The following is a 21955-nucleotide window of genomic DNA, read 5'->3' as shown; positions in this document are numbered from 1 at the left end:
TTACCGATTAAAGTGAATAACAGGCTTTAATAATGAGATGAATTAAGAGTTGTCAGACTTACGTCCGCCACCATGGCTATGCTGACCGCCCTTTTTACCTGCTTCAGAAGCGCGCTGCGGATCGTTTTTAAAATTACCGCCGCTTTGCTGTCCACCTTTTTTCCCTGCTTCAGAGGCTTTTTCACGATCTTGCGAGAAATTACCTGAACCACCACGTTGCTCTGCCATATTATGTTTCCTCATATACATCGTTTATGTCAGTAAGATACGTTTTCATTCGTATCCGTTGTCGTTCAGAATTAAATTTAGCCAGTAATTTTGAAGAGTCAAACCAGATTTTTCGTATAATTTCCTGCCCTGGTGCTGAGTTGTATGAATATATCGGTTCGCTTGTTTTCAAAATATTCTTCTACAAGGTTATGTTATCAAACGACCTTCCGGGGTAAGGGCTTTGTGCGCTTTTCTGTGTCTCGCTGAAGCGTGCGGATCCAGACGCGGCGGGGTTCTTTACTGAAGTTTACAAATTGGGTAAGCGATGCATAGCGCATAAAAAATTAAAATACGTGGGATTAGTCTTAATTGATTTCTTATATTATTCGCAGCGCTAAGGAGTGACTAAAAAATAATCTAGCGAAGCGGTTGAGTATATTATGCATGGATTACAATGATTCATCGAAAATTCTACTTCGAAAAGGGTAAGCGAAGGGCCGGATTAAAAACCCTGATAAAGTATGATGGTGGATCTGCAGCCATCGGCAATACTGAGCCGGAGCGGTGACGCGGTGTCATCCTGCTAGCTGCAACGGTGAGCCATATGATTGATTTCATTTCGGGTATCCTGATCCACACTCCCTTCTGGGTCTATCTCATCCTGCTGTTTCTGATAAGCCGGGGCCTCAAGGCGCGCAAGCCCGCGACCGTGGCGCTGGAAAAGCTGGCCATCATCCCGGCCATTTTTCTGCTCTGGGACATCTACGATCTGTTGGTTTTCCGCACGCTGACGCTGGCGACCGGCTCCCTGTGGCTGGTGGGATTGCTCAGCGGTGCGGCGATGGGCTACATCCTGAGCAAACGCACGGTCGTCTCGCGCGCCGCCGCCCCGCGCAGCATCTATCGTGAGGCGGACTATTCGGCCCTGCCTTTTATGATGCTGGCCTTTGCGGTGAAGTACGTATTGGGCGTGATGAGCGCCATCGCACCCGACGTGCTGCAGCGTCCAGGGGTGAGTGCGTTCGCCATCATCACCGGCGGGCTGTTCGCCGGGGTGTTTGTCGGCAAGTTTGTGCGCTATGTGCGGGTGTATCTGGCGGCGGAGATGCGGGAAGTGGGGTGAGGGGGATCCCCTCTCCCAGGAGGAAGAGGGCTGGGATGAACGTGCCGCGTAGTGGGATACTCCGTTAGCCGACGTTAACGAGTTCAGCTTTCTTTGTTGGCCCAACGAGGTCCATCTCTTTTTCCCGCTGGCCCACTTGTGCAAGTTTGTTGCCGTCAATAGTTGCCCAGAAGTCTGCGGCGCGTTTGGCAGCAGCAGTCGCTTTAACAGAATCGATTTTTTTGTTTTGCTTGATCATAACGTCTCCCGGTTGGTTTTTAACCATTTCATCAGAGTTTACAGCGGTCGCGTTTGCCTGACAAACAGTCGATTTTTATCTCAGTGGATACCCATCACTTTGCGTCGAATCGTTGTCTGAATATCAGCTACTGCAGAGGACATTTTGTTGGGGGCGTAAAACACTTGTGAGAATCCATACGATCGATAGCGTGGTTTCATGTCCTCCAGGGGGTCATGTATCACCACATCATCAAGTTCCATCATGCTGCAAAATGTTGTCGAATAGATCAGGGCAATAATAAAGACGTTACCTGTAAGCGCACTCTTTTTGTGAGCTATCAGATTTTCCAGCATGCAAATGGCGAACTCCTCCCTGCGAGCATCATATTTGCAAATTATTGCTGCATGCAGGACAGCAGAATCATATCCCTTCGTACTTTTTAGGCTTATATCTAAGATACCGTTATCGTTGGCATTTCCACGATAATGCTCTATTGCCCAGCGCCAGTTAAGAACCGCGTTATCGTTCTCATTCCAAAGGTAAGTTTTGTCTTCCTCGCTTAACGAACCTACGATGATGCTATCCCAACCGAAGCTCTGAATGATTTTTTGAGTAGTATGAAGGCAGTGTTCATGTATTTCCTGGAGCGATAAATTGCTCATGTCATCAGCCATCCTTAGCTGTCATCTTCCCCTCACGCTATCGTGAGGGGAAACATTCACATTAGTTAATCCACTCCACTCCCGCATCGGTTGCCAGCCAGCGCGGCGCCTTCAGGCGCTCGGCAAAATAGCCGGTTAACTCTGCCAGCAGATCGCTCATGGTGCAGGCGGTATCCGGTGCCAGCGTATTGCTGATCAACAGCCGGGCGATCGCTTCGCAATAACCGCACAGCGCATCGGATTCCGGTCCGAACTCCGGCTGATGCAGGGGCAGGGAATCAACGGTGAGATATGCCTCAAGGTTCCGGGGAATGGGCTCATGCAGCGTCGGTTTCAGCAGCGCCAGGCAGGCAGCGAGGCGGCCGCACAGGGCGATTTTCATTGTCGGATCCTCTTCGCACAGCATCGCTTCGCAGAAGCGTTCGCAGTTATCGGCCAGTTCGGTGAAGTCGGTATTGTGGTCGAAGGGGGCGGTAATGAGCGGGTTGATAGTAGCCATATAAATAACCTCAGTATGTGTTTATCGCCGCCACAGGAAATGCCAATTTCCATTGGTGGCGGAGCCGGACGAGGTTGGCATAACCGGACATACTGATAACCGGCGCGCTTTTCAGCGCCCTCGCCCGGCCCACCCTAGAGTGTAGCCGGACGCATAGCGCAAAAAAAGCTTCGCGCTACCAGTATGTTATGCAGGATGCCAATCCCGACGCCAGATGTTGCTGACGTACCGACACTCTACGTCGCAAATAGCCACTGTTAAAGCAGGGAGATAAGGCAGTTTTCATTCTTGCGAGGCGTCTTCAGAAACGAATGTCAATCTGGAGCGCTGTTACATAATTTGGGCGTAAAAAAGCCCACCAGAAGGGTGGGCGAGAGGCGTATTGTCGTAGCATTACGCCACAGACGATTGCGCTTTCCTCTTAGCCAGCATCTCTGCGGCAGTAATGATCTGCTGATGTTCCGCCTGCATGCGCTCGTCGTGCTGAATTTCCCAGATATCCACGTTCAGCTGCAAGTTCAGCCAAAACTCAATGGTGGTATCAAATGCCCGGGCTAGCCGCACGGCCATGTCCGTGGTCAGTTTTCGGTTGTTATTGACCAGCGCGCTGACGCTGTTTCTATGCACGTTAAGCATCTCTGCCAGATCGGCAATTTTTAAGTGCAGCGGCTCAAGAAACTCGTTAAGCAGAATATCGCCAGGTGTGGTCGGTTTACGGGTGCTGTTTGTGAATGCCATTTTATGACCTGCCTTGTTTAGCGGGTGTCCCCATCTACATCACTCATCGGTGAGCATTGTAGGTATGAGGATCAAGATAAATCCCTTTCGCCTTACCGCCTGACCAGATGAAAATCAGTCGGTATTGCCTGTTCACGCGTATCGAATAACAACCCAGAAGCGGCGAGCTCAACGCTTCAAGTTTGTTGCCGGGTGGGCTACGCAGATCCCGATATGAGGTCGCTGCGTTGATGATGTCGAGTTTTCGCATCAGAGCTGACGCTATCTCTGCCGGGATTTTTCCATGCGGACGTCCATATAGAAAAAACTCCTCAAGCCAGGTATCGCGAAAGTCAGAGATGCTCCTTAACGTAAGTGGTGTGGTCATTCTCCATCCTGGTGAACGTAGGTCAGTCTAATGCACTCATGCACTGTGCGCAAGTGCGTTTGTTTACATGGTCCGTAATGGCAAATTAACCTGGAGTTTTAGCGTGTGGAAGCGTAGCGCTGGGGAGAATGTAAGGTCTGCGAGGCGTCTTCAGAAAAGAGGATGTGCGTAGGCCGGGTAAGGCGTAGCCGCCACCCGGCAATGTTCCACCGATGCAACCTTACAGCGTAAACGCCCCTTCCATGGTAATGACACAGCTGCCGCCCACCCGGACAACGGACTTTCCTGACGAGGCGTCATACCCCGAATAAAGCGTACTGGCCCTCCCCATATCAACGCCCTGGCTAACCTGGAGGGAGAGCGTGGTTTTATCCCGATGCAGCGCCAGCAGAGCGGTTACCGCGGCGGTGGCGCTGCCGGTGGCCGGATCTTCCGTCATGCGCGGCGTCAACATCCGCGCCTGCAGGTCGCCTGGCTCACCGGCATCTTTATCGAGGGTATAGGCATAAACAGAGACCGCGCCATCCAGCGGCAGCACCGCGCGAAAGCCCTGCAAGTTCGGCACGCAGCGGCGCAGCGCATCCCGGGAGGCGAGTTCCACCACCAGGAACGGCAGGCCAACCGAGGCGACAAGCGGGTTATGCACCGCGGTGCGAATATCTTCTGCAGTCAGCGACAGGCAGGCGGCAACCTTTTCCGGGCTGACTTCAGAGCGGCAGGATAAGGTTTCCGGCGTCACGAGCTCCGCGCCCGTCACCGTGCCGTTGTCTTTTAACAGCCTGACGGGAACCAGACCCGCAATTTCCTCGAACAGCAGCGTCTCAGGCAGAGGCGTGTCATTCATCGCCGCATAGGTTGCCAGCACGTAAGCGGTACCGACGTTGGGATGGCCCGCGAACGGGATCTCACGTGAAGGGGTAAAAATTCGCACCCGCGCGGTATGGGCAGCATCGTCCGGCGGAAGCACAAAGGTCGTTTCACTGTAGCCAAACTCAACGGCAATCCGCTGCATTTGCCCGGTGCTCAGATCTTCTGCATCTAAAACCACGGCGACGGGATTACCCAGAAAGGGGGTATCAGTAAAAACATCAGCCACAACATACCGTCTTTTCATTTACTGTCCTGCATGTAGTGATTCAACGTACATCCTAATACCGTTCCGCCAGCTTATTCAGGAAAATGAACAGTTTTTCATTCATTTCCCGGTAATCATGTGCGCGAAGCATTTCAGGGGTGTCGACGAAACGGTAGTCAGCGGCACGGCACAGATCGTTTTCCGAATGAGCGATGAGGAGTTCAATCACCTCGGGCGTTAACTCCATATGACACTGAAAACCGAAGACGCGGTCGGAATACGCGACTATCTGGCGCGGACAGCCTGCACTGAAAGCAATAATGACCGCGTCGTCAGTCAGTCCCGGCATATCGTTATGCCAGTGGCCGACCTCCAGCGTGTTGCTGAAATGAGAAAACAGAGGGTCATGCTGGCCCGCTTCTGTCAGCGTAATCGGGAACTTACCGATCTCCTTTTCCGGGCTATGCTCATACGTTGCGCCCAACGCCTCCCCGATCAGTTGCGCACCCAGACACACGCCGATGACCGCTTTACCGGCAGAGATTGCGGAAGCAATCACGGCCTGTTCGGCTTTGGCATCAAAATGAGGGCACTGCGCACGTGTGGTATCAGGATCCTGCGGGCCTCCCATAATAATCAATAAATCAATCGCTTCGATGCTGGCAGGCAGCGCATCACCCGCAAAGACTCGGGAATAACTTACCTCATCGCCGCGCTGATTCGCCCAGGTTTCATAGGCGCCAGGTGCTTCAAAATGTTCATGTACGATAAAATGTATGCGCATTGGTGCTTGCTCCCTGTAATGTTGGCAGTTCATCATAAATGCAGGGTCTGAATGTGAAATGCCAAACATCATAGATAAAGCGCCAAGGCACGATGAGGCCATTGGCTGGTCGACGCTTGCTACAGATTACGGGCGTGGTGAGGTAGATCCCCCGCATTATCATGTTGAAGGTCAGCTGTTATTTGCCACCAAGGGCGTGATGCTGGTTGAAACCGAAGGGAATCGCTGGGTGATCCCACCCCAGCGCGCGCTGTGGATCCCGCCGCGACAGGTGCACAGCTACCACCTGCTGTCGCACACCGAACTCCGCACGGTCTATTCTAGTGGCAGTCTGATTGCTGATTGTACGAACTTCACAAAGTGCGAAGATGTCCATGTGATAACGGCGACCGCGCTGGTGAAAGAGTTGATAGCGGGACTGTTCAGCAGCGAATACAAGCCGCCCAGCCAACGGAAGATGGCTCTGTTACTGCTGGAAATCCTCAGCGAAACGGAACCTCTGGCGGCGGAACTTCCCATGCCACAAGATGCACGCCTGGTCCGGGCAGCCAGAACTTTACTGGTTAGCCAGCGATGGGATGCGTCGCTGAGCGAGCTGGCGGAGATCGCCGCTATGTCCGAGCGCACCTTTTCGCGCCTGTTTATTCGGGATACCGGGTTTAGCTTCAGAAGCTGGAAGCAAAGAGCCCGAATCTGCGCCTCACTGGATCTGCTCGCCAATGGCATGCCGGTTAAACAGGTTGCCTGGCAGCTCGGTTTTTCTTGCCCGGCCGCCTTTACTGCAGCCTTTCGCACCATCCTGGATATCACGCCACGTGAGTTTTTAACGTAAGGCGTAAGACACTCACGGGAAAATGAAAAACGTCAGGGCAGATAGACTAAGGCGCATTGACGAACCTTCCACAGAGAGCACCGGATGTTCACCCATATGCGAATTGCCAGACCCGTTACCGACCCCAAACGATCGTTTCAGATGTACAGCCAGGGACTGGGCCTGCAAAAGATTGCTGACTTCCAGGATCATCAGGGATTCAGCGGGATTATGGCAGGCAAGGAAGCGTTGCCCTGGCACCTCGAGTTTACGGTGTGTCACCATCATCCCGTCCCGCCCTCCCATACCGAAGAGGACCTGCTCGTTCTCTATTATCCCGATAAAGCGGAGTGGGAGCAGGCCTGCGTCCGGATGATCGACGCAGGTTTTACTGGCGTGGATTCCTTTAACCCCTACTGGGACGTTAACGGACGGACGTTCGTGGATCACGATGGCTACCGGGTCGTTTTGCAGAACCGGGCATGGTGATTTGACGCAGGGCATATCACCTTTAAAACGGGCTGGAATGGCGGGCGGCGATCGGCTCCCCGCTGATGGGATGAGCAAAATGCAGCTCGCTGGCGTGCAGCATCAGCCGTGGCGTCCGCTCGGTGCCGGGCGGCAGGAGCCCACCGTACAGATCGCAGCCCAGAATGGGATGGCCCAGTTGCTGGCAGTGAATGCGCAGCTGGTGGGTGCGCCCGGTCTCCGGGGTGAGTTCAACCCGCGTCACCGGCACTTCTCCCTGGTGATAAAAACGCTCCACTACCCGATAGCGGGAGCGGGCCGGTTTGCCGTTTATGGCGCAAATCGACATCAGCGGGAACAGCGCCGGATCTTTGGCAATCGGCGCGTCAATCACCCCTTCGTCATCGGCCAGATGACCGCAGAGCAGGGCGGTGTAGATTTTGGTCACGCTGCGCTGGCTGAACTGCTGGCAGAGGGCAGCATTGATCGCCTTGTTGCGGGCAATCACCATCAGCCCGGAGGTGCCGAAATCAAGGCGATGCACCAGCGTGCAGCCGGGTAAAGTCTGCACCAGCCGGTGATGCACGGAATCGAGATTTTGTGGATTCTTCCCCGACAGGCTGAGCAGCCCGCTGGGTTTATTGATCAGCACCAGATGATCGTCCTGCCACAGCGTCTCTATCGGCGTGTGGCAAGGCGGGGCAATAAAGGTATCGATAATGGCAGACATCAGGCTGACCGGAGGATAAAAGAGGCGGGGATGATAACCAATTTGCCGCGGGCTGGCGAATAGGTTGCATATCTACTTGCCAGGGGATGACGCGCCAGCAGGCCCCCTGATTTGCCCTGCATCCGTGAATGCGGTATTCTTTTGGCCGTCCGATGCGCATCGGACAAAGTTAGTTTCTTGTCGGTTACTAATTTGGAAAGAAGGCCAGCTTGTCTGGCCTTTTTTTCGTCCGTAGAAAATGAAAGCCCCGCCAAAGCAGGGCATTCAGACTTACCAGCCGTAACTCACGCCAGCGCCAACCACGAAGTTGTGCTGGGTGTCGTTCGAGACGGACGTCTTAACAACCACATTTTCAGTAGCACGCGCAGACATACCTACAGCCAGGGCGCTTTCGCTGTCGGTGTTACCCACGCCAGCGCCGACAGAGAAGTTCTGCGTGTCGGTAACCTGCGGGATGTTCGCCATGGCTGCGACGCCAGCAATACCAGCGGAGGCACGTTTGCGGTTCTCTTCAACCTTGTTTTTCAGGCTAGAGAATTTGCTGGTGGTTTCGCTTTCCAGAGACTCAATACGGTTCTCATGGTCGGCGATAGCCGCGCTGTTAGCCGATACGCGTTCGTTGGTTTTAGCCTGTTCCGCTTTGGTTTCAGCGATACGCGCGTCGGTGTCAGCGGCGCGCGTTGCCAGGCCGGAGATCGCACGACGGTTGCCAGCGATATCGTAGGTTACAGAGTCAAGCTTCGCGGTGGTCTGCTCAACGCCTGCTTTGTTCGCCGCCACGCCTGCCGTGTTAGATGCAATATCCATAGTGTTATCAGCGATCGCTACCGCGTTGCCGTCAACATGCTGGATAGACGTGCGGTTAGCGTTGTCTGCTTTGCGGGCAACCCCTTGCGCCACTTCATAAGCCTGCGCATCATGCGCGGCGACCACTTCGGCATTGGGATCAACCGCCATGCTGTTCAGGCGGGTATCTGCTGCTGCCTGTTCAGGAATAACCTGCTGACTTGCAGTGCGGGCAACATTTGCCGCTGTCTTCAGTTTACCGGCCACGTTTGCCGCTTCGATGTCATGGGTAGCGACGACAACGGCGTTATAGTCGGGTTTCATGCTGTTCAGGCGGGCATCAGCCGCAGCCTGCTCAGGGATAACCTGCTGGCCTGCGGTGCGGGTAACATTTGCCGCCGCCTTCAGTTTACCTGCCACGTTTGCCGCTTCGACGTCATGGGTCGCCACAACGACAGCGTTGTAATCAACTTTCATGCTGTCCAGACGGGAAGCTGCGGCGTCCGCTTCTCTTTGCGCGATCAGGTGGTGAGCTTCGATCTTATTCTTCACGATCTGGGCGTTAGCATCGTGCGCTTCCATCACCGTTTGAGTAATGTGGTCGGCTTCAGCCTGGGCACGGGCCTGTTCCTGACGCGCCACAATCGCCTTTTTCGCCGCGTCGATAGCATTGGCATTGTGCGCCGCAACAACGACAACATTGTAGTCCGGCTGCATGCTGTTCAGACGGGATACTGCGGCGTCAGCATCTCTTTCCGCCCTCATGATATAAACATCATCCTGGTGAGTCGGCTTACCCGCTGGGTTGGATTCTTTAGTAATTCCCGGTTCCATAGTATTAGCAGGGAGCAGGGTGGCCGGGCGCTGAGACTGGCCGCTGTATACCGGAGTAGTATTGTCTACGTAAGTGGCGGTAGCCGTACCGCGCGCATAGTAGGTATGCTCACCATCTTTGAAGTCACTCGTGTAGTTGGTACCTTGTGACTTGTCATACTGGCGAGCCTGTTTCTGGGTGACAGCATCCAGAGTTGCCCATGCGCTTTTCGCTTCATCGAAAGAGATCGATTTGTTGTTCATGTTGTCAACCAAATCTATCGCCTGATGGATATCAGCCTGGGCAGCACCAGAGGCTGCCAGGCTAACGAGTACTGCTAATACTGTCTTTTTCATGTTTGATATCTTAGTTTCTTGTCGGTTTTTGTCGGTTACTACTGGTTTGTCGGTTACTACGTTTTGTCGGTTACTTATTGAAGCCGTTTTCGTTCATCCACTTCTCAACAGCCTGAGCAACAATCTCTTGCTGCTTCCGGTCGCATTCAGCGGCTGCAATCTTTAATTTCTTCTTTAACGCCTGGGGCAATTTCGCGGTAAACGCGACCCATTCACTTCTCGCATTTACCGATACTCCCGCCCGTACTCCACGTGTTGCTGCCATATGTCTGACTCCGTTTTGCCGGGGGGCTTGCTGGGTGTTCCAGCGGCGGAACGGAGACTACTCGTAATTTTGTAAGGCAGCAATATCCTTTCTGAAGATTTTTTACTTTTGAAAATAAGTTTTAAATTAACTTTATAATTTATCAAAAGATTTTATTTTAATTGTATGATGTAACTCTCAGGATGCGCCATTACTGGGATTGAAGAATCTTCGAATGAAATAACTATTGTGATGAAGTGAGATTTACAGGAGGCTACCTGGAGATGGTATCTGTTATAGAAACATTTATTTCTTTAACATGTATTGTTAAATGAGTATTTTAAGGAACTATGTTTTTATCTTTTTTGATTAATTAAAATTGGTCATTTACGTATATATACAATACAGGCAAGGGGCAGGGGCGTGGTTATGCCCCCGGCAATGCGGATGCGGTCAACATAGCCGGAGTTGGGGGAATTTACGTTATGGGAGTTGGAGCGATAGGGGGAGGTTGATTAGCCTTTCAGTAGAAGACGACTTTGTCTTCCAGATAGAGCGAAGCTTTTACCGACTGATCGAGGCGAAAGCCGATCACATCATCCAGGCCTGTCTCCTTCTGGTAATCCTCAAAAGTGAGGTAATAGGGAACGACCTGCCGGCCTTCTCCTTTTTGACGGTGCTCGTCAGCGTCCTTCGTCATGCGTTCTTTTATAACAGCATGATATTGCATGAGCTTTTCCATCTTCTCTGCAAGCGTGGCAGGAATTTGGGTACGACCAGACTCATAGTAGCGCCAGGTACGCTGTGATACTTCGGCAATGTGGGTCGCCGCCTCCTCAACCTCAAGGAAAAGTATGCGTCTGCACGCGATGAGAGCGAGTCTGTTCATTTCTTAATCCATTCTGATAATAAGCCGCCTGATGATAAATGAGCGCTCCTGGCGGTAGCAAACATTACAAGTAATTTTATAGATCGAGCGCAACCCGCGATGCCTGAAGAAACACGCCTGCGACGGGCTTAATCTTGCGGCGTGTTTTTCAGACGCGCGCGGCTTTCCCGGCGTGATTCATTGCGCTTCAGGCGCTGCTCTCTTTCTCTTTCGCGTTCGAGCTCTTTTCGTTGGGCCTTAATGCGTTCCTGCTCACGGAGCGGCAGATTTTTAAACGCTTCTTCTTCATCACTTCTGGCCTTTTCGATATCCAGCAGCGCCTGGAAAACCGAATCGAAAATAGAGATCGATTTCGGCACACGTTGATTCCACCGCTCTGGCGTTGTGCGACTGACGCCAGCGATACGGCACAACTCGCTGACGTTCGTCCCAGCTGCTTTTGCACGCTCGCTGAGCGTCTTCACTCGACGGTTAAATTCATCTTCTAATGAGGATTCTTCCATTATACCAGCCCCTTGTTAGCCATTTTCCGCCATTAACGCTTACTATTTTGGCATAAATGCACACGGAGCCGATATCGGGAATACGTCGGTAGTTATGAGCGAGCATCGCTGGTGGCCGACGCCTCTTCCTCTGTTTCCGGCGTTCTGCTGCTGGAGTAGATAAAGAACAACGCGATCCCCAGGCAGACGACGGCCCCCAGACGGCTCATCGAAAACGGAATGGCCGCATTGCCCAGCCAGCCGAAATTGTCGATCAGCATGCTCATGGTGAGCTGACCAAAAATCACCGCCACCGTGGCGACCGCGGTACCGATACGTTGCACGGCCAGCACCATAATCACGATGTAGGGCACGCCAAACATCGCCCCCAGCAGCTGCCATTTAGGCACATCCATCAGGGTAACGGCATGCTTCGGCTCAAAGAAGAAGATCAGCAGGGCGGTGATCAGCGCGCCGACGGAAAAGGTCAGGAACGCGCTTTTGAAGACGCCGACTTTGCTGCCCAGTTGGCCGTTGATGGCGGCCTGGATGCTCAGCGTCGCACCGCCGATGACCGCCAGAATAATCATGATAAATGTCATTGTGTTACCCCTGTGCAACCAGAACCAGCGCGGCGATGATGAACCCCAGCGCGATGATGCGTTTACTGTCAATTTTGCGGTGCGGCGTGCCCAGCAGGCCGTAATGGTCGATGATCAGGCTCTTAAACACCTGGCCCGCAAGAATACCAATCATGGTCATGGCGATGCCGATCGCCGGTGTGGCGATGGTCAAAATAATGACGTAGATCGGGCCGAGCACCCCGCCCAGCAGTTGCCATGAAGGCTGAGCGAAAAACGACGGGCTGTTGCGCGGGCTGAAAAACAGCATCAGCAGAAACGTCAGGGCGGCACCGACGCCGAAAACGCTGAACGTGGCCCACAGATCGCCCACCTCGCCGCCGAGCGGCCCCAGCAGCCCAGCCTCGACGGACAGCCCCATGCCGCCCGCGATCACGAATAAAATCAATATCAGTTGCATACTTCGCCGTCTCTCCATCGTTAAGGCCGGGAAGCGTACGCCTGAACATCCGTGAGAAAAATGCCATAATGCAATAAACACCTGTGCAGGAAATGCATTAATGTACGACGCCGCAAACATCAATATTCGCTGGCTGCTGATCTTTATTGCGGTCTATGAAACCCAGAACTTTTCGGTGGTGGCGCGGCGGGAAGGGGTTTCGGCCTCGCAGGTCTCCCGCGTAATTCATCAGCTTGAAGACGCCCTCGGCCAGCAGCTGTTCTACCGCAACACACGGGCGATCATCCCTACCGAGAGTGGTCATCTGTTTATCCGCTTTGCCCGGGCGATGGTCAGTAATCTTGACGATGCGCGCCGGGAGCTGGACGAGCGCAAGCGGGAGCCTTCCGGCGTGGTGCGTATCAATGCCCCGGTCTTTTTCGGCCAGCGGCATATCGCACCCGGCCTCCCTGGCCTGACGGAACGTTATCCCCGGCTTAGTATCGAGCTGACGCTGACCGATGATTACATCGATCCCCATCGGGATGCCGCCGACGTGATCTTTCGTATCGGCGCGCTGACCGACTCCACGTTTCACGCCCGGGTGCTGGGGCAGCAGTTTTATCACCTGGCCGCCTCGCCGGCGTACCTGCGCAAATACGGCACGCCGGGATCGGCGGACGATATTATGGGCCACAAATGCCTGGTTTATCGCGGCTCGTCCGGCCCCAACCGCTGGCTGCTGCGTCGGCCCGGCGAGGCGTGGACCCACTATCCCGTCACGCCGCTGATGTCATCCAACAACGCCGAAACCCTGCTTATCGCGGCATTAGGCGGAATGGGGATGGTGCTGTTCCCCGACTGGCTGATTGGTGACCGGGTCCACAATGGTGAGCTGGTGAAACTCCTGCCGGACCACGAGGCTTCCATCAATACCGAGCCGCTCACTATTGCGGCGATCTACCCCCATACGCGCCATCCGCCGCTGAATGTGCGGGCAGTGATTGATTACTACGTGGAGGCGTTTGGTTCGCCGCTTTACTGGCAATCATAGGTTAATGCTCAAAGGAGAAGGTAAATGCGTCAACTGTCAGTCCTGTTCTGTCTGCTGTTACTCACCGGCTGCGTCGTCAGCTCGCCGCAAAAAGCGCAATTTAATGCGGAGTATCCCAACCGCCAGGATATTCGCAGTCACACGCTGTACCGCTTTATGACGAAACCGCTCAAGCCGGGTGGGGGGAAATACTACGGCGCAAACGATCTGGCCGAGACGCTGTATGTCAGAGCCGACAACGCGGCGATGGTGGAGTTACGCTTTAACTATCCTGGCAGATCGCTGCAGGTGAAATCGCTGGATGCGCAAAACAGAACGCTGCGGGAGGAGACTTACGCGCTGCTGGATGCGTCGGCGGCAAAACCGTCTGACGCTGAAAGCCGGTACTTCATCCTGACCAAAGAGGGCGTACTGTTGACGAAGCATAAAAATTGTACCCCGGATATGAGCGTCGGCTGTCGCTGGCAGGACCGCACGCTGTTTATTACCCGCAATGGCGATATGGCGGTGCAGTTAGCCAACGGAACGGCGGGCATGGCGTTTCTGGTGATCCCGTTTTATGGCTCGCAGAAATATCTGGAGATTTTCCCGAAGGCACCGGGCGCGTAGTTGCCTTGCTCCCTCTCCCTTGAGGGAGAGGACTGGGGTGAGGGGGGACAGGCCGCACTGCATCACCCGGTGGCAGCTACGCCTTACCCGGCCTGGAACACCGCTCCGATGCGCGCAAATACAAATTAATGAATTGTTATTATTGTTTTTAATTAGCTAACTATAAGACTGTAACTACGTTGATTATCTTTCAGGGTTACGCATATGTTTCTGTCATGGTGGATAATTGTTCCAGTCGTTATAGGGGTCGCCATACTCTTCGTCATGGTTTCCCGTCTCTCTAATGAAGTCGATAAGCTTGAAACGGCGTTAGAAGAGAGCCGGGGCCAGCTGAAGTCTCTCGGTTATCATGCTGATGCGTTCAAACAGGCGACGCGACGCGTACCTGAAAATTTGCAGCGGGTGAAAAGTTAAACATCACCTGGCCAGGAATCGCCTTAAATAAATCCTCTTCTATACTCATTTACGTTTAGTGAATTATGCCGCTGCTCTTCACGCTGCGTTGATTTTTTAGCTACCGCCCGCGCCAATAACAGCTGCACTTACCCACAAAAACGCCGTTTGAGTTATTTGTTCATTTTATAAGGGGACTTCCTGGTATGTTGCACTCTCAACCCTCCCGCGTCGGCAGCCTGTTGCTGTTGCTGGCTGCGGTCATTGGCTTCGCGGTGGCGTTATACGCGTGGCTGACACCGCTTACTGGCGTCACCGGTACCATTGGTGCGCTGGGCGTGGCCATCGCCTGCCTGTTTCTGGCAATCCTGAGCTTTATTTTACGTGCCGCATCCCGTCGCGGCGGGCGCATTTTCCTGATTATTGTCACCCTCGTGTTCTTGTTTGGGATTGGTTTTGCAGCCGCGCTGCTGCACCAGTACATCATTACGGCAGCTATGGTGGTCGGCCTGGTCGGTCTGATTATGCTGAGCAGCAATTCCGTTCGTCACAATCCCCGCGTCAGAGCCTGAGGAGCCACCCGTGCATAACGATAAACACTATTCCGTCATTAAGGTCAGCATGACTGCGCTGGCGCTGCTGGTTACTCCATTCTCGCTGCAGGCGCAGGATAAAGCCGCTGAAGCCTCTCAGGGGACCCAGGAAGAACTCAATGTGGATGCGGCCGATCAGCAGGCGCCGGGCACCACAAAAACCACTGACGAGGCGTCAACCGGTCAGGAAGGCGGACAAAAAGTCGCGTCGGTCAATCAACCTGCGACGCCGCTGGTGCCCTCAGCCGCCACCTGGGACAGCTTCCATGGGCAGCTTAACGCCCAGAAATACAGTCCGCTGACCCAGATTACGGCGGAGAACGTCGGTAAATTAACCAAAGTCTGGGAGTTCCATACCGGCGACGTCTCGGATGGCAAAGGCGACACCCCGGCTACCGTCTGGTCCGCGACACCCATCTTCGCCAATGAGACCATCTACATAGGCACTCCTTTCGATCGCCTGATTGCGCTGGACCCGGGCACGGGTAAAGAGAAGTGGCACTATGACACCAAATCTTCACGCAAGGCGCTGACCCAGCCGGTGCTGAAAAATCGCGGCGTCTCTTACTGGCAGGCAAAAAATCCGGTCGCCGGAGAGGCGTGTCAGAAGATGGTTTACATGGGCACCGTTGACGGCATGCTCTTTGCGCTGGATGCCGATACCGGCAAGCCGTGCAGTGGCTTTGCGGACAAGGGGGTGCTGAACATTAATCAGTGGAACACGGTTAATGCCAAGTACCCGCTCTCCATCCTGCAGCCGCCAACCGTCGTGGGCGACCATCTGATTGTGGGCTGGGCCGGCAAAGACTGGGCCTATGCCGAAGCACCTCCGGGCAGCGTATTTTCCATCAATGCCCGCACCGGCGAGCGCGAATGGACCTTTGATGCGATCCCGGCTGAGATCCGCCAGCGTACCGGGACGGCCAACGTCTGGACGCACATGTCCGCCGATGAGGCCAACGGTCTGGTCTATCTTCCGGTGTCATCCCCGTCCCCTAACTACTGGGGTGGTAACCGCGTCGATCCTATTCCACTCGGCACCTCTACCACCGCGCTGGATATCAATACCGGTAAAGTGGTCTGGTCTCGTCAGTGGGTGCACCACGACGTGTGGGATTACGATATCAACTCTGCGCCAACGCTGATGGATATCACCGTCAACGGCAAGCAGATCCCGGCGCTGATTCAGGCCACCAAGCAGGGCTTTTTGTTTGTGGTTAACCGTCTGACGGGCGAAGATGTCTGGCCTATCGAAGAGCGTCCGGTACCGCAGGGCGATGGTTCGGTGCAGGGCGAAGTTCTCTCGCCAACGCAACCTTTCCCGACGAAACCTGCGCCGCTGCTCGATCAGTCGAAAAAACCCGAGATCTGGAAGCTGGCGGATGTCGTCGGTGCCGGGCAGTGTACTCGCCTGTGGGACAATCTCACCTATGACGGCATGTACACCCCGCCTGTGACCAAAGGCGAAGGTACTCTGACCTATCCCGACAGCGCCGGTGGCGTGCAGTGGGGCGGGGTGGCGTTCGATCCGCACAAGCAGATTGCCATCGTTAACACCTCCCATATCGTGCAGTACGTGAAGCTCTACAGCCGTGAAGATTACGATAAAGCGGATAAAAGCGCCGGGAATGAGAGCGGCTTTGCGCCTCAGGAAGGGGCACCTTATGGCCTGCGCCTGATGGTGGCGAATAACTGGCTGGGTATGCCGTGCTGGAAGCCGCCGTTTGGTGAAATCGTGGCGCTGGATATGCATACCGGTGATGTGAAGTGGCGTCGTCCTGTTGGCGCATCCCAGCAGTATGGCTTCTTTATGCCGGAAAGCTGGGGTTCACCGACCATTGGCGGCCCGGCGGTGACAGCAGGGGGCGTGGTCTTTATCGGCGCCTCGATGGATGCCAAAGTGCGCGCCTACTCGGTAGAGAGCGGTGAAGAGCTGTGGGCCGATCAGGTAGAAGCTCCTGCGGTAGCGAACCCGTCGGTCTATGAGTACAAAGGCCGTCAGTATGTGGCGTTTGTTGCAGGCGGGAATACTATCCTGAAGGACCAGGTGGGCGATCAGGTGGTGGTGTACGCACTGCCTGAATAGTACCGTTCACATACCCCAGGGGGAAGGAGGTGCACTGAACCCCCACCTGAGTCGCATGTTCCCCCTCACCCTAACCCTCTCCCTCAAGGGAGAGGGGATCGTCCGTGCGGGAGATGAGAAAAACTACCTCTCCCTCAACGCCTCTTTCGCGCGGTTAAACGGCTTGATCATATAATCCATCACCGATTTCTCGCCGGTTTTGATATCCACCGTGGCAATCATCCCTGGCACAATCGAGAAGTGCCTCCCCGCTTTGTTGACCAGATAATCCTGGCTGGTGCGGATAAATACCCGGTAATAGAACACTTCCGGTTTGGCTTCATCCTGAATGGTGTCGGGCGAGATAGTCTCCACCACGCCGTCCAGCCCGCCGTAGATGGCGTAATCGTAGGCGGTGATCTTCACCAGCGCCTTCTGTCCTGGGTGGATAAAGGCGATATCGCGCGGTGACAGGCGGGTTTCAATCAGCAGGTGATCGTCCACCGGCACAATCTCCATCATCTCGCCGTTCGGCGGGATAACGCCGCCGATGGTAGTTACCTTGATGTTCTTCACGATGCCGCGCACCGGGGAGGTCACCGTCAGACGAGTCACCGAATCCTCACGCCCCTTCAGCACCGCAGAGACCATGTCCACTTCGGCATTGGATTTGGACAACGCTTCCCGGGCCTGCACGTAATACTGCGAGCGCAGGTCGGTGAGCTTCAGCTCCAGGTCGCTCTTCTGGCGCTGCAGGCGCAGGGCTTCGACGTGGCTGGCGGCTCCGGTTTTCACCAGCCGCTGGGTGATGGCGAGTTCCGCGTTAACCAGCTCCAGCGCCTGGCGCAGCTCGCGTCGGGAGTCTTCCAGCTGCTGGCGGCGGGAGTTGTAGAGCCGGGTTTCCGCGGCGATCAGATCGGTCCATTTCGCCAGCTCCGGCGGGAAGGTGAGTGGCAGATCGTTCACCTCCGCATGCAGACGGGCGCTGGAGGCCAGCGACGCGCGGTAGCGGGCGGCACTTTCACCGACGTTAGATTCAGAGCGGGTCGGGTCGAGACGGGCCAGCACCTGGCCGGCCTGCACCTGATCCCCCTCGTGGACCTTCAGCTCGGCGAGGATCCCGCCGTCGAGCGACTGTAAAACCTGCTCGCGGGAGCTGGGGATCACCTTCCCGGTGCCGGTCGATACCTCATCCAGAATGCTGTACCACGCCCAGACTCCGCCGATGATAAACAGCAGCAGGCTGATTAACACAATGCTTCTGGCCCCGGTATAGCCGCTCTCGGAACCGAGGGTGTTATCCAGATCGTCTATCGCGGCGGCATCATGCTGACTGATTTTCATTTTTCCACTCCCGGCCATTTGCCTGCTGCGATTGTTGCTGCATCCGGCTGTTGCTCAGCGCCTGGGCTTTCGGCGCATCCATCACCAGCATTCCCTCTTTCAGTACCACCACGCGCTCTACCAGCTCCAGCATCGGCACCCGGTGGGTGGCGACGATTAGGGTCCGGTTGCCAAGCCACTGGCTCAGGCGCTGAATAAATTCGCGTTCGGTGTGCTCATCCAGCGAGGCGGTAGGTTCGTCCAGCAGGACAACATTGGGATCGCGCAGGAACATACGCGCCAGCAAAATTGACTGGCGCTGGCCGCCGGAGAGCCCGACGCCGTTCTCCATGATCGGATGGTCCAGCCCCTTCGCCAGCTTCTGCACGAAGGTGGCCGCGCCGCACATCTCCAGTACGGCAAAAATCTCCTCGTCGGTGGCGCGCGGCATCCCGAGGGTGATGTTCTCGCGCAGGGTGCCGTAAAACAGCCGCGCATTCTGGCTCATCAGGCCGACGTTACGCCGCACGTCCGCCATGTCGAGATGGGGCAGGCTGAGGTTGTCGAGCCGCAGTTCGCCGCCCACCAGATCCATCCCGCCGACCATCGCCTGCAGCAGGGTCGATTTGCCCGCGCCGTTACGGCCGAGGATCGCCACGTGCTCGCCGGGTTTGATCTCCAGCCGGTTGATGCGCAGAACCGGGTTCTGCACGTCACCGCCGTAGGCAAACTGCGCCTGTTCGAACAGGTAGTGGCCGCGCAGTACGTCCTGGCGGATCGGCGTCTCTTCGCGCTGGTTCTCGGTGGGGAGCTGCATAATGTTGTCCAGCCCCTCTTTGGCTGCTTTGACCTGCTGCCAGCGGGCGAGCACGCCGCACAGGGTCGCCATCGGGGCGATCATCCGCGAGGCCAGCATCGAGGCGGCCACCACCGCACCGGTGGTCATTTCGCCTTCGATCACCATCGGGGCACCCACCACAATCACCGCGGTATAGACCAGGCTCTGAATGGTCATTCCCCAGCTGATCAGGCCCTGGGTCAGCTCGCGAGTCTTCAGGCCCGACTCGGCGGTGATCTGAATGTAGCTGTTCCACTGTTGCAGGAAGCGGTTCTCCGCCTGCATCAGCTTGATGTCCTCCAGCCCCTGCACGCTCTCCACCAGCACCGCGTTGCGCAGGGTTGATTCATGGGCCGACTGCTTCGCCAGCGCCGCCAGCTTTTTCTGCAGCAGCAGGCCCGGCAATACCATCAGCACTGCCGCCACCGGGGCGATCCACGCCAGCGACGGGGCGATGATCGCCAGCACGCCGACAAACAGGAAGAAGAAGGGCAGGTCAACGATAGTGGAGATGGTCGAGGAGGTGACCATCTCGCGGATCTGCTCCAGCTCGCGCAGCTGCGAGATAAAGCTGCCGGTGGAGCGCGGCACCGCGCTGTTACGCAGGCGCAGGGCATGGCCGAACACCCGATCCGAGACGCGCAGGTCGGCCCGTTTGCCCAGCAGATCCATAATGTGGCAGCGGGCGAGACGCAGGATAAAGCCGAACAGGGTTGCAATCAGCACCCCGATGGTCAGCACGTAGAGGGTAGGGTAGGACTGGGCGGGGATCACCCGGTCATAAACCTGCATCGAAAACAAAATCCCCGCCAGCGACAGCAGGTTGATGAACAGCGCCGCCAGCATCACGTAGGTGTAGGGGCGCAGGTCGCGCATCACCAGCCGGTAGAGCCAGTCCGGGCGATATTTTGAGATATAGGCATCTACGCGGCTGTCTTTTAACGCCGCCAGCGGACGCAGGGCCACCACCTGATGAATGGCCGGCAGCAGCGCCGCCAGCGAGATGCGGTTGGTCTGGGCCTTGCCGTCAAAGAAGCAGACGTCGAGCATGTCTTCCCCGTCGAAGTGCTCAATGACGCCGATCTTGCCGTCATTAAGCTCCACCACCACCGGCAGACGCCAGCTGTTGATCGACTCCTGGCCGTTGTTGAGCAGCTTAAAGGAGAGCCCCGCCTCACGGGCCAGCCCGCTCAGGGCCGGGGTTTTGCTCTTCCCCTGTAGCCAGGGGGCGCCAGCCACCAGCGCGCCGGGGGAGCAGGCCACCCGGTAGCGGGTGGCGACATAGCCAAACGCCTGCGCCCAGTGCTCCAGCGCCTCCTGCGTCAGTGGCTCCTCGTGAAGGATATCGTCTCGCGTCATGGCTGGATCTCCACTGACTGAATAGTGTGGTTTTCAAGGCTGAAGGCGTTGCGCATTCGCCCGGTGTTATACAGGCAGTTGATCTGCAGCTGGTGCAGCTGTCCGGCGGTTTGCCACTGGGTAAAGCGGGTCTGGTAGACCTCCTGCTCGGCGTTCAGCACGTCCAGTAGCGGGCGGGAGCCCAAATCCAGATACTGCTGCTGATAGAGTTCGCGGGTGCGCTGGCTGAGGGTCTCCTGGCGGGACTGGATCTGCAGGGTGCTCATCAGGCTCATCACCTGGCTGCGCGACTCCTGCAATTTTTGCCGTACGTCCAGCCGGGTGCGCTGCACGTTGGACTGCGCCGCCTCCACCGCGTGGCTGGCGGCGTTACGCCGGGCGTCCAGGCCGCCGCCCTGGTAGATCGGCATCTCGACGTTGACCGACACGTTGTACTGGGTTTTATCCAGCGTGTCGTGGCCAGGATAGCGATTGTTAATGTAGTGGCGAACTTCCGGCTCCAGCGAGATGGTCGGGGTCATCTGGGCGTTGGCGTAGTCCAGATTGGCCTGCGCCACGTTGGCCTGCGCCCAGGAGGAGAGCACCGCGGGCACCAGCCGGTCATCCGGATCTTTGATGTCGCAGCTTTGGGCCAGTTTGGCCGGGAAGGTGTTGCTCACCTCGTTGAGGTTGTTCCAGCCGAGGTTGCTCATCAGCGTGGCGCGGGCACTGTCGAGATTGGCCTGATACTGCATCAGCTGCGAGCGTGCCCCTTCGATACGGGCGTCGGTCTGCACCACGTCCGAGAGCGAGGTAGCCCCTTCGTCGTTACGCTGGCGCGTCAGTTTGCCGATGCTGCCGAGGGCCTCAAGCTGCTCTTCGGCGGTCTCCACCATCTGCTGCCACATCTGCACCTGCACCAGCGCGGTGGCGGTATCCCGGGCGACGGTATCAATGCTCAGCAGGACGTTGGCCTGCTGCTGCACCACGCCCGCGTCTTCGGCCCGCACCTGGCTGGAAACTTTACCGAAGTCATAGAGCATCTGGGAGAGGGAGAGCACCACGGAAGGGGTAAAGCCGGTGTCGCTGGAGTTGTTACTGTAGCCGTTGTTGATCCCGGCGCTGATCTGCGGGTAGTACTTCGATTTGGCGACATCAACCTGCTGGATCTGTTCGTAGAGTTTGCCCACCGCTTCGCGAATGGTGGGGTGCCAGTTAACGGCACGGTTCACCGCATCGCCCAGGGTTAAGGTGCCGGGGGCAGCCGGGCTTGTCGGCAACGCTACCCGGCCATTCAGCGAGGGCAGCTCCTGATTTTCATTTACTTGTCCAAAACTAATGACCGCAGGGGAGTCGGCAGCCAGGGCGTGCCCGGACAACAGGCAGCACCCAAGCCACCAGCAAGGTGCTTTGTTCATGGCATTATCCCTAAAAAACTGAACAACTTTATAATGTTAAGCCCGG

26 protein-coding genes are annotated in these 21955 nt (G+C 56.0%); 8 read left to right on the top strand and 18 right to left on the bottom strand.

Going from position 1 to position 21955, the window contains the following annotated elements; all coding sequences use genetic code 11:
* Positions 1-42: 42 nt before the first annotated feature.
* Positions 43-228, bottom strand: a complete 186-nt coding sequence (locus G7090_RS17885) for a general stress protein (protein ID WP_032613375.1) — start codon at positions 226-228, stop codon at positions 43-45.
* Positions 229-814: 586 nt separating this feature from the next.
* Between G7090_RS17885 and G7090_RS17880 the strand changes: the two genes are divergently transcribed.
* Positions 815-1333 (top strand): hypothetical protein, encoded by a 519-nt coding sequence (locus G7090_RS17880; protein WP_166183535.1) that lies wholly within the window; start codon positions 815-817, stop codon positions 1331-1333.
* Positions 1334-1397: 64 nt separating this feature from the next.
* On the opposite strand, the gene G7090_RS17875 is transcribed toward G7090_RS17880, so the two are convergent.
* The 7 genes from G7090_RS17875 to G7090_RS17845 all read right to left on the bottom strand — a co-directional run bounded on the left by G7090_RS17875 (position 1398) and on the right by G7090_RS17845 (position 5678).
* Positions 1398-1571: a hypothetical protein gene (locus G7090_RS17875; RefSeq protein ID WP_166183533.1), complete on the bottom strand. Its 174-nt coding sequence runs from the start codon at positions 1569-1571 to the stop codon at positions 1398-1400.
* Positions 1572-1651: 80 nt separating this feature from the next.
* Positions 1652-2215 (bottom strand): hypothetical protein, encoded by a 564-nt coding sequence (locus G7090_RS17870; RefSeq protein ID WP_106994955.1) that lies wholly within the window; start codon positions 2213-2215, stop codon positions 1652-1654.
* Between the two features lie 61 nt (positions 2216-2276).
* Positions 2277-2714 carry a hypothetical protein gene (locus G7090_RS17865; protein ID WP_166183531.1) on the bottom strand — a complete coding sequence of 146 codons (438 nt, stop codon included), beginning with the start codon at positions 2712-2714 and terminating at the stop codon, positions 2277-2279.
* A 393-nt stretch (positions 2715-3107) separates the two neighbouring features.
* Positions 3108-3452 carry a HigA family addiction module antitoxin gene (locus tag G7090_RS17860; protein WP_166183529.1) on the bottom strand — a complete coding sequence of 115 codons (345 nt, stop codon included), beginning with the start codon at positions 3450-3452 and terminating at the stop codon, positions 3108-3110.
* A 43-nt stretch (positions 3453-3495) separates the two neighbouring features.
* Entirely contained in the window at positions 3496-3819 is a 324-nt protein-coding gene (locus G7090_RS17855; RefSeq protein ID WP_166183527.1) for a type II toxin-antitoxin system RelE/ParE family toxin, read from the bottom strand.
* 220 nt (positions 3820-4039) lie between these two features.
* Positions 4040-4933, bottom strand: a complete 894-nt coding sequence (locus tag G7090_RS17850; protein WP_166183525.1) for a PhzF family phenazine biosynthesis protein — start codon at positions 4931-4933, stop codon at positions 4040-4042.
* Between the two features lie 34 nt (positions 4934-4967).
* On the bottom strand, positions 4968-5678 hold the full coding sequence (locus G7090_RS17845; RefSeq protein WP_166185430.1) for a type 1 glutamine amidotransferase: 711 nt from the start codon (positions 5676-5678) through the stop codon (positions 4968-4970).
* A 58-nt stretch (positions 5679-5736) separates the two neighbouring features.
* Between G7090_RS17845 and G7090_RS17840 the strand changes: the two genes are divergently transcribed.
* Together G7090_RS17840 and G7090_RS17835 are read left to right on the top strand one after the other, a co-directional pair.
* Positions 5737-6510, top strand: coding sequence for a helix-turn-helix domain-containing protein (locus G7090_RS17840; RefSeq protein ID WP_166183523.1), 774 nt, complete (start codon positions 5737-5739; stop codon positions 6508-6510).
* Positions 6511-6594: 84 nt separating this feature from the next.
* On the top strand, positions 6595-6978 hold the full coding sequence (locus G7090_RS17835) for a VOC family protein (protein WP_166183521.1): 384 nt from the start codon (positions 6595-6597) through the stop codon (positions 6976-6978).
* A gap of 22 nt (positions 6979-7000) precedes the next feature.
* Here the strand turns inward: G7090_RS17835 and G7090_RS17830 are convergent, their stop codons facing one another.
* From G7090_RS17830 to G7090_RS17800, 7 genes are all read right to left on the bottom strand, one after another.
* On the bottom strand, positions 7001-7687 hold the full coding sequence (locus tag G7090_RS17830) for an RluA family pseudouridine synthase (protein ID WP_166183518.1): 687 nt from the start codon (positions 7685-7687) through the stop codon (positions 7001-7003).
* A gap of 270 nt (positions 7688-7957) precedes the next feature.
* Entirely contained in the window at positions 7958-9643 is a 1686-nt protein-coding gene (locus tag G7090_RS17825; protein WP_166183516.1) for a YadA-like family protein, read from the bottom strand.
* 70 nt (positions 9644-9713) lie between these two features.
* A complete protein-coding gene (locus G7090_RS17820) occupies positions 9714-9908 on the bottom strand; it encodes a hypothetical protein (protein ID WP_166183514.1) in 195 nt (64 codons plus the stop codon).
* Positions 9909-10410: 502 nt separating this feature from the next.
* Positions 10411-10776: a DUF1870 family protein gene (locus G7090_RS17815; protein WP_166183511.1), complete on the bottom strand. Its 366-nt coding sequence runs from the start codon at positions 10774-10776 to the stop codon at positions 10411-10413.
* Between the two features lie 128 nt (positions 10777-10904).
* Complete coding sequence (locus tag G7090_RS17810; protein WP_166183509.1) at positions 10905-11279, bottom strand: hypothetical protein; 375 nt, start codon at positions 11277-11279, stop codon at positions 10905-10907.
* Positions 11280-11371: 92 nt separating this feature from the next.
* Positions 11372-11860, bottom strand: a complete 489-nt coding sequence (locus G7090_RS17805; protein WP_166183507.1) for a DMT family transporter — start codon at positions 11858-11860, stop codon at positions 11372-11374.
* Positions 11861-11864: 4 nt separating this feature from the next.
* Entirely contained in the window at positions 11865-12299 is a 435-nt protein-coding gene (locus tag G7090_RS17800; RefSeq protein ID WP_106994966.1) for a DMT family transporter, read from the bottom strand.
* A 100-nt stretch (positions 12300-12399) separates the two neighbouring features.
* Between G7090_RS17800 and G7090_RS17795 the strand changes: the two genes are divergently transcribed.
* From G7090_RS17795 to G7090_RS17775, 5 genes are all read left to right on the top strand, one after another.
* Positions 12400-13332, top strand: coding sequence for a LysR family transcriptional regulator (locus G7090_RS17795; RefSeq protein ID WP_166183505.1), 933 nt, complete (start codon positions 12400-12402; stop codon positions 13330-13332).
* A 24-nt stretch (positions 13333-13356) separates the two neighbouring features.
* Positions 13357-13941 (top strand): hypothetical protein, encoded by a 585-nt coding sequence (locus G7090_RS17790; RefSeq protein WP_166183503.1) that lies wholly within the window; start codon positions 13357-13359, stop codon positions 13939-13941.
* Between the two features lie 204 nt (positions 13942-14145).
* The gene (locus tag G7090_RS17785) at positions 14146-14355 is read left to right on the top strand and encodes a hypothetical protein (RefSeq protein ID WP_106994969.1); all 210 of its coding nucleotides are present in this window, start codon (positions 14146-14148) and stop codon (positions 14353-14355) included.
* Positions 14356-14540: 185 nt separating this feature from the next.
* Positions 14541-14906 carry a hypothetical protein gene (locus G7090_RS17780; protein WP_166183501.1) on the top strand — a complete coding sequence of 122 codons (366 nt, stop codon included), beginning with the start codon at positions 14541-14543 and terminating at the stop codon, positions 14904-14906.
* Positions 14907-14916: 10 nt separating this feature from the next.
* Positions 14917-17013 (top strand): pyrroloquinoline quinone-dependent dehydrogenase, encoded by a 2097-nt coding sequence (locus G7090_RS17775; RefSeq protein WP_166183499.1) that lies wholly within the window; start codon positions 14917-14919, stop codon positions 17011-17013.
* A gap of 123 nt (positions 17014-17136) precedes the next feature.
* Here G7090_RS17775 and G7090_RS17770 read toward each other — a convergent pair whose 3' ends face one another.
* From G7090_RS17770 to G7090_RS17760, 3 genes are read right to left on the bottom strand one after another with little or no spacing between them, the layout of a single operon-like run.
* The gene (locus tag G7090_RS17770; RefSeq protein WP_166183497.1) at positions 17137-18336 is read right to left on the bottom strand and encodes an HlyD family efflux transporter periplasmic adaptor subunit; all 1200 of its coding nucleotides are present in this window, start codon (positions 18334-18336) and stop codon (positions 17137-17139) included.
* Positions 18317-20512 (bottom strand): type I secretion system permease/ATPase, encoded by a 2196-nt coding sequence (locus tag G7090_RS17765; RefSeq protein ID WP_166183494.1) that lies wholly within the window; start codon positions 20510-20512, stop codon positions 18317-18319. Before G7090_RS17765 ends, G7090_RS17770 begins: the two co-directional genes overlap by 20 nt.
* Positions 20509-21909, bottom strand: coding sequence for a TolC family outer membrane protein (locus tag G7090_RS17760; RefSeq protein ID WP_166183492.1), 1401 nt, complete (start codon positions 21907-21909; stop codon positions 20509-20511). The genes G7090_RS17765 and G7090_RS17760 overlap by 4 nt, the downstream gene beginning before the upstream one ends.
* Positions 21910-21955 lie beyond the last annotated feature (46 nt).

Source organism: Leclercia sp. 29361 (assembly GCF_011290365.1).
GTDB classification, from domain to species: Bacteria; Pseudomonadota; Gammaproteobacteria; order Enterobacterales; family Enterobacteriaceae; genus Enterobacter; species Enterobacter tamurae.
This window is presented reverse-complemented; position numbering and strand designations above follow the sequence as displayed.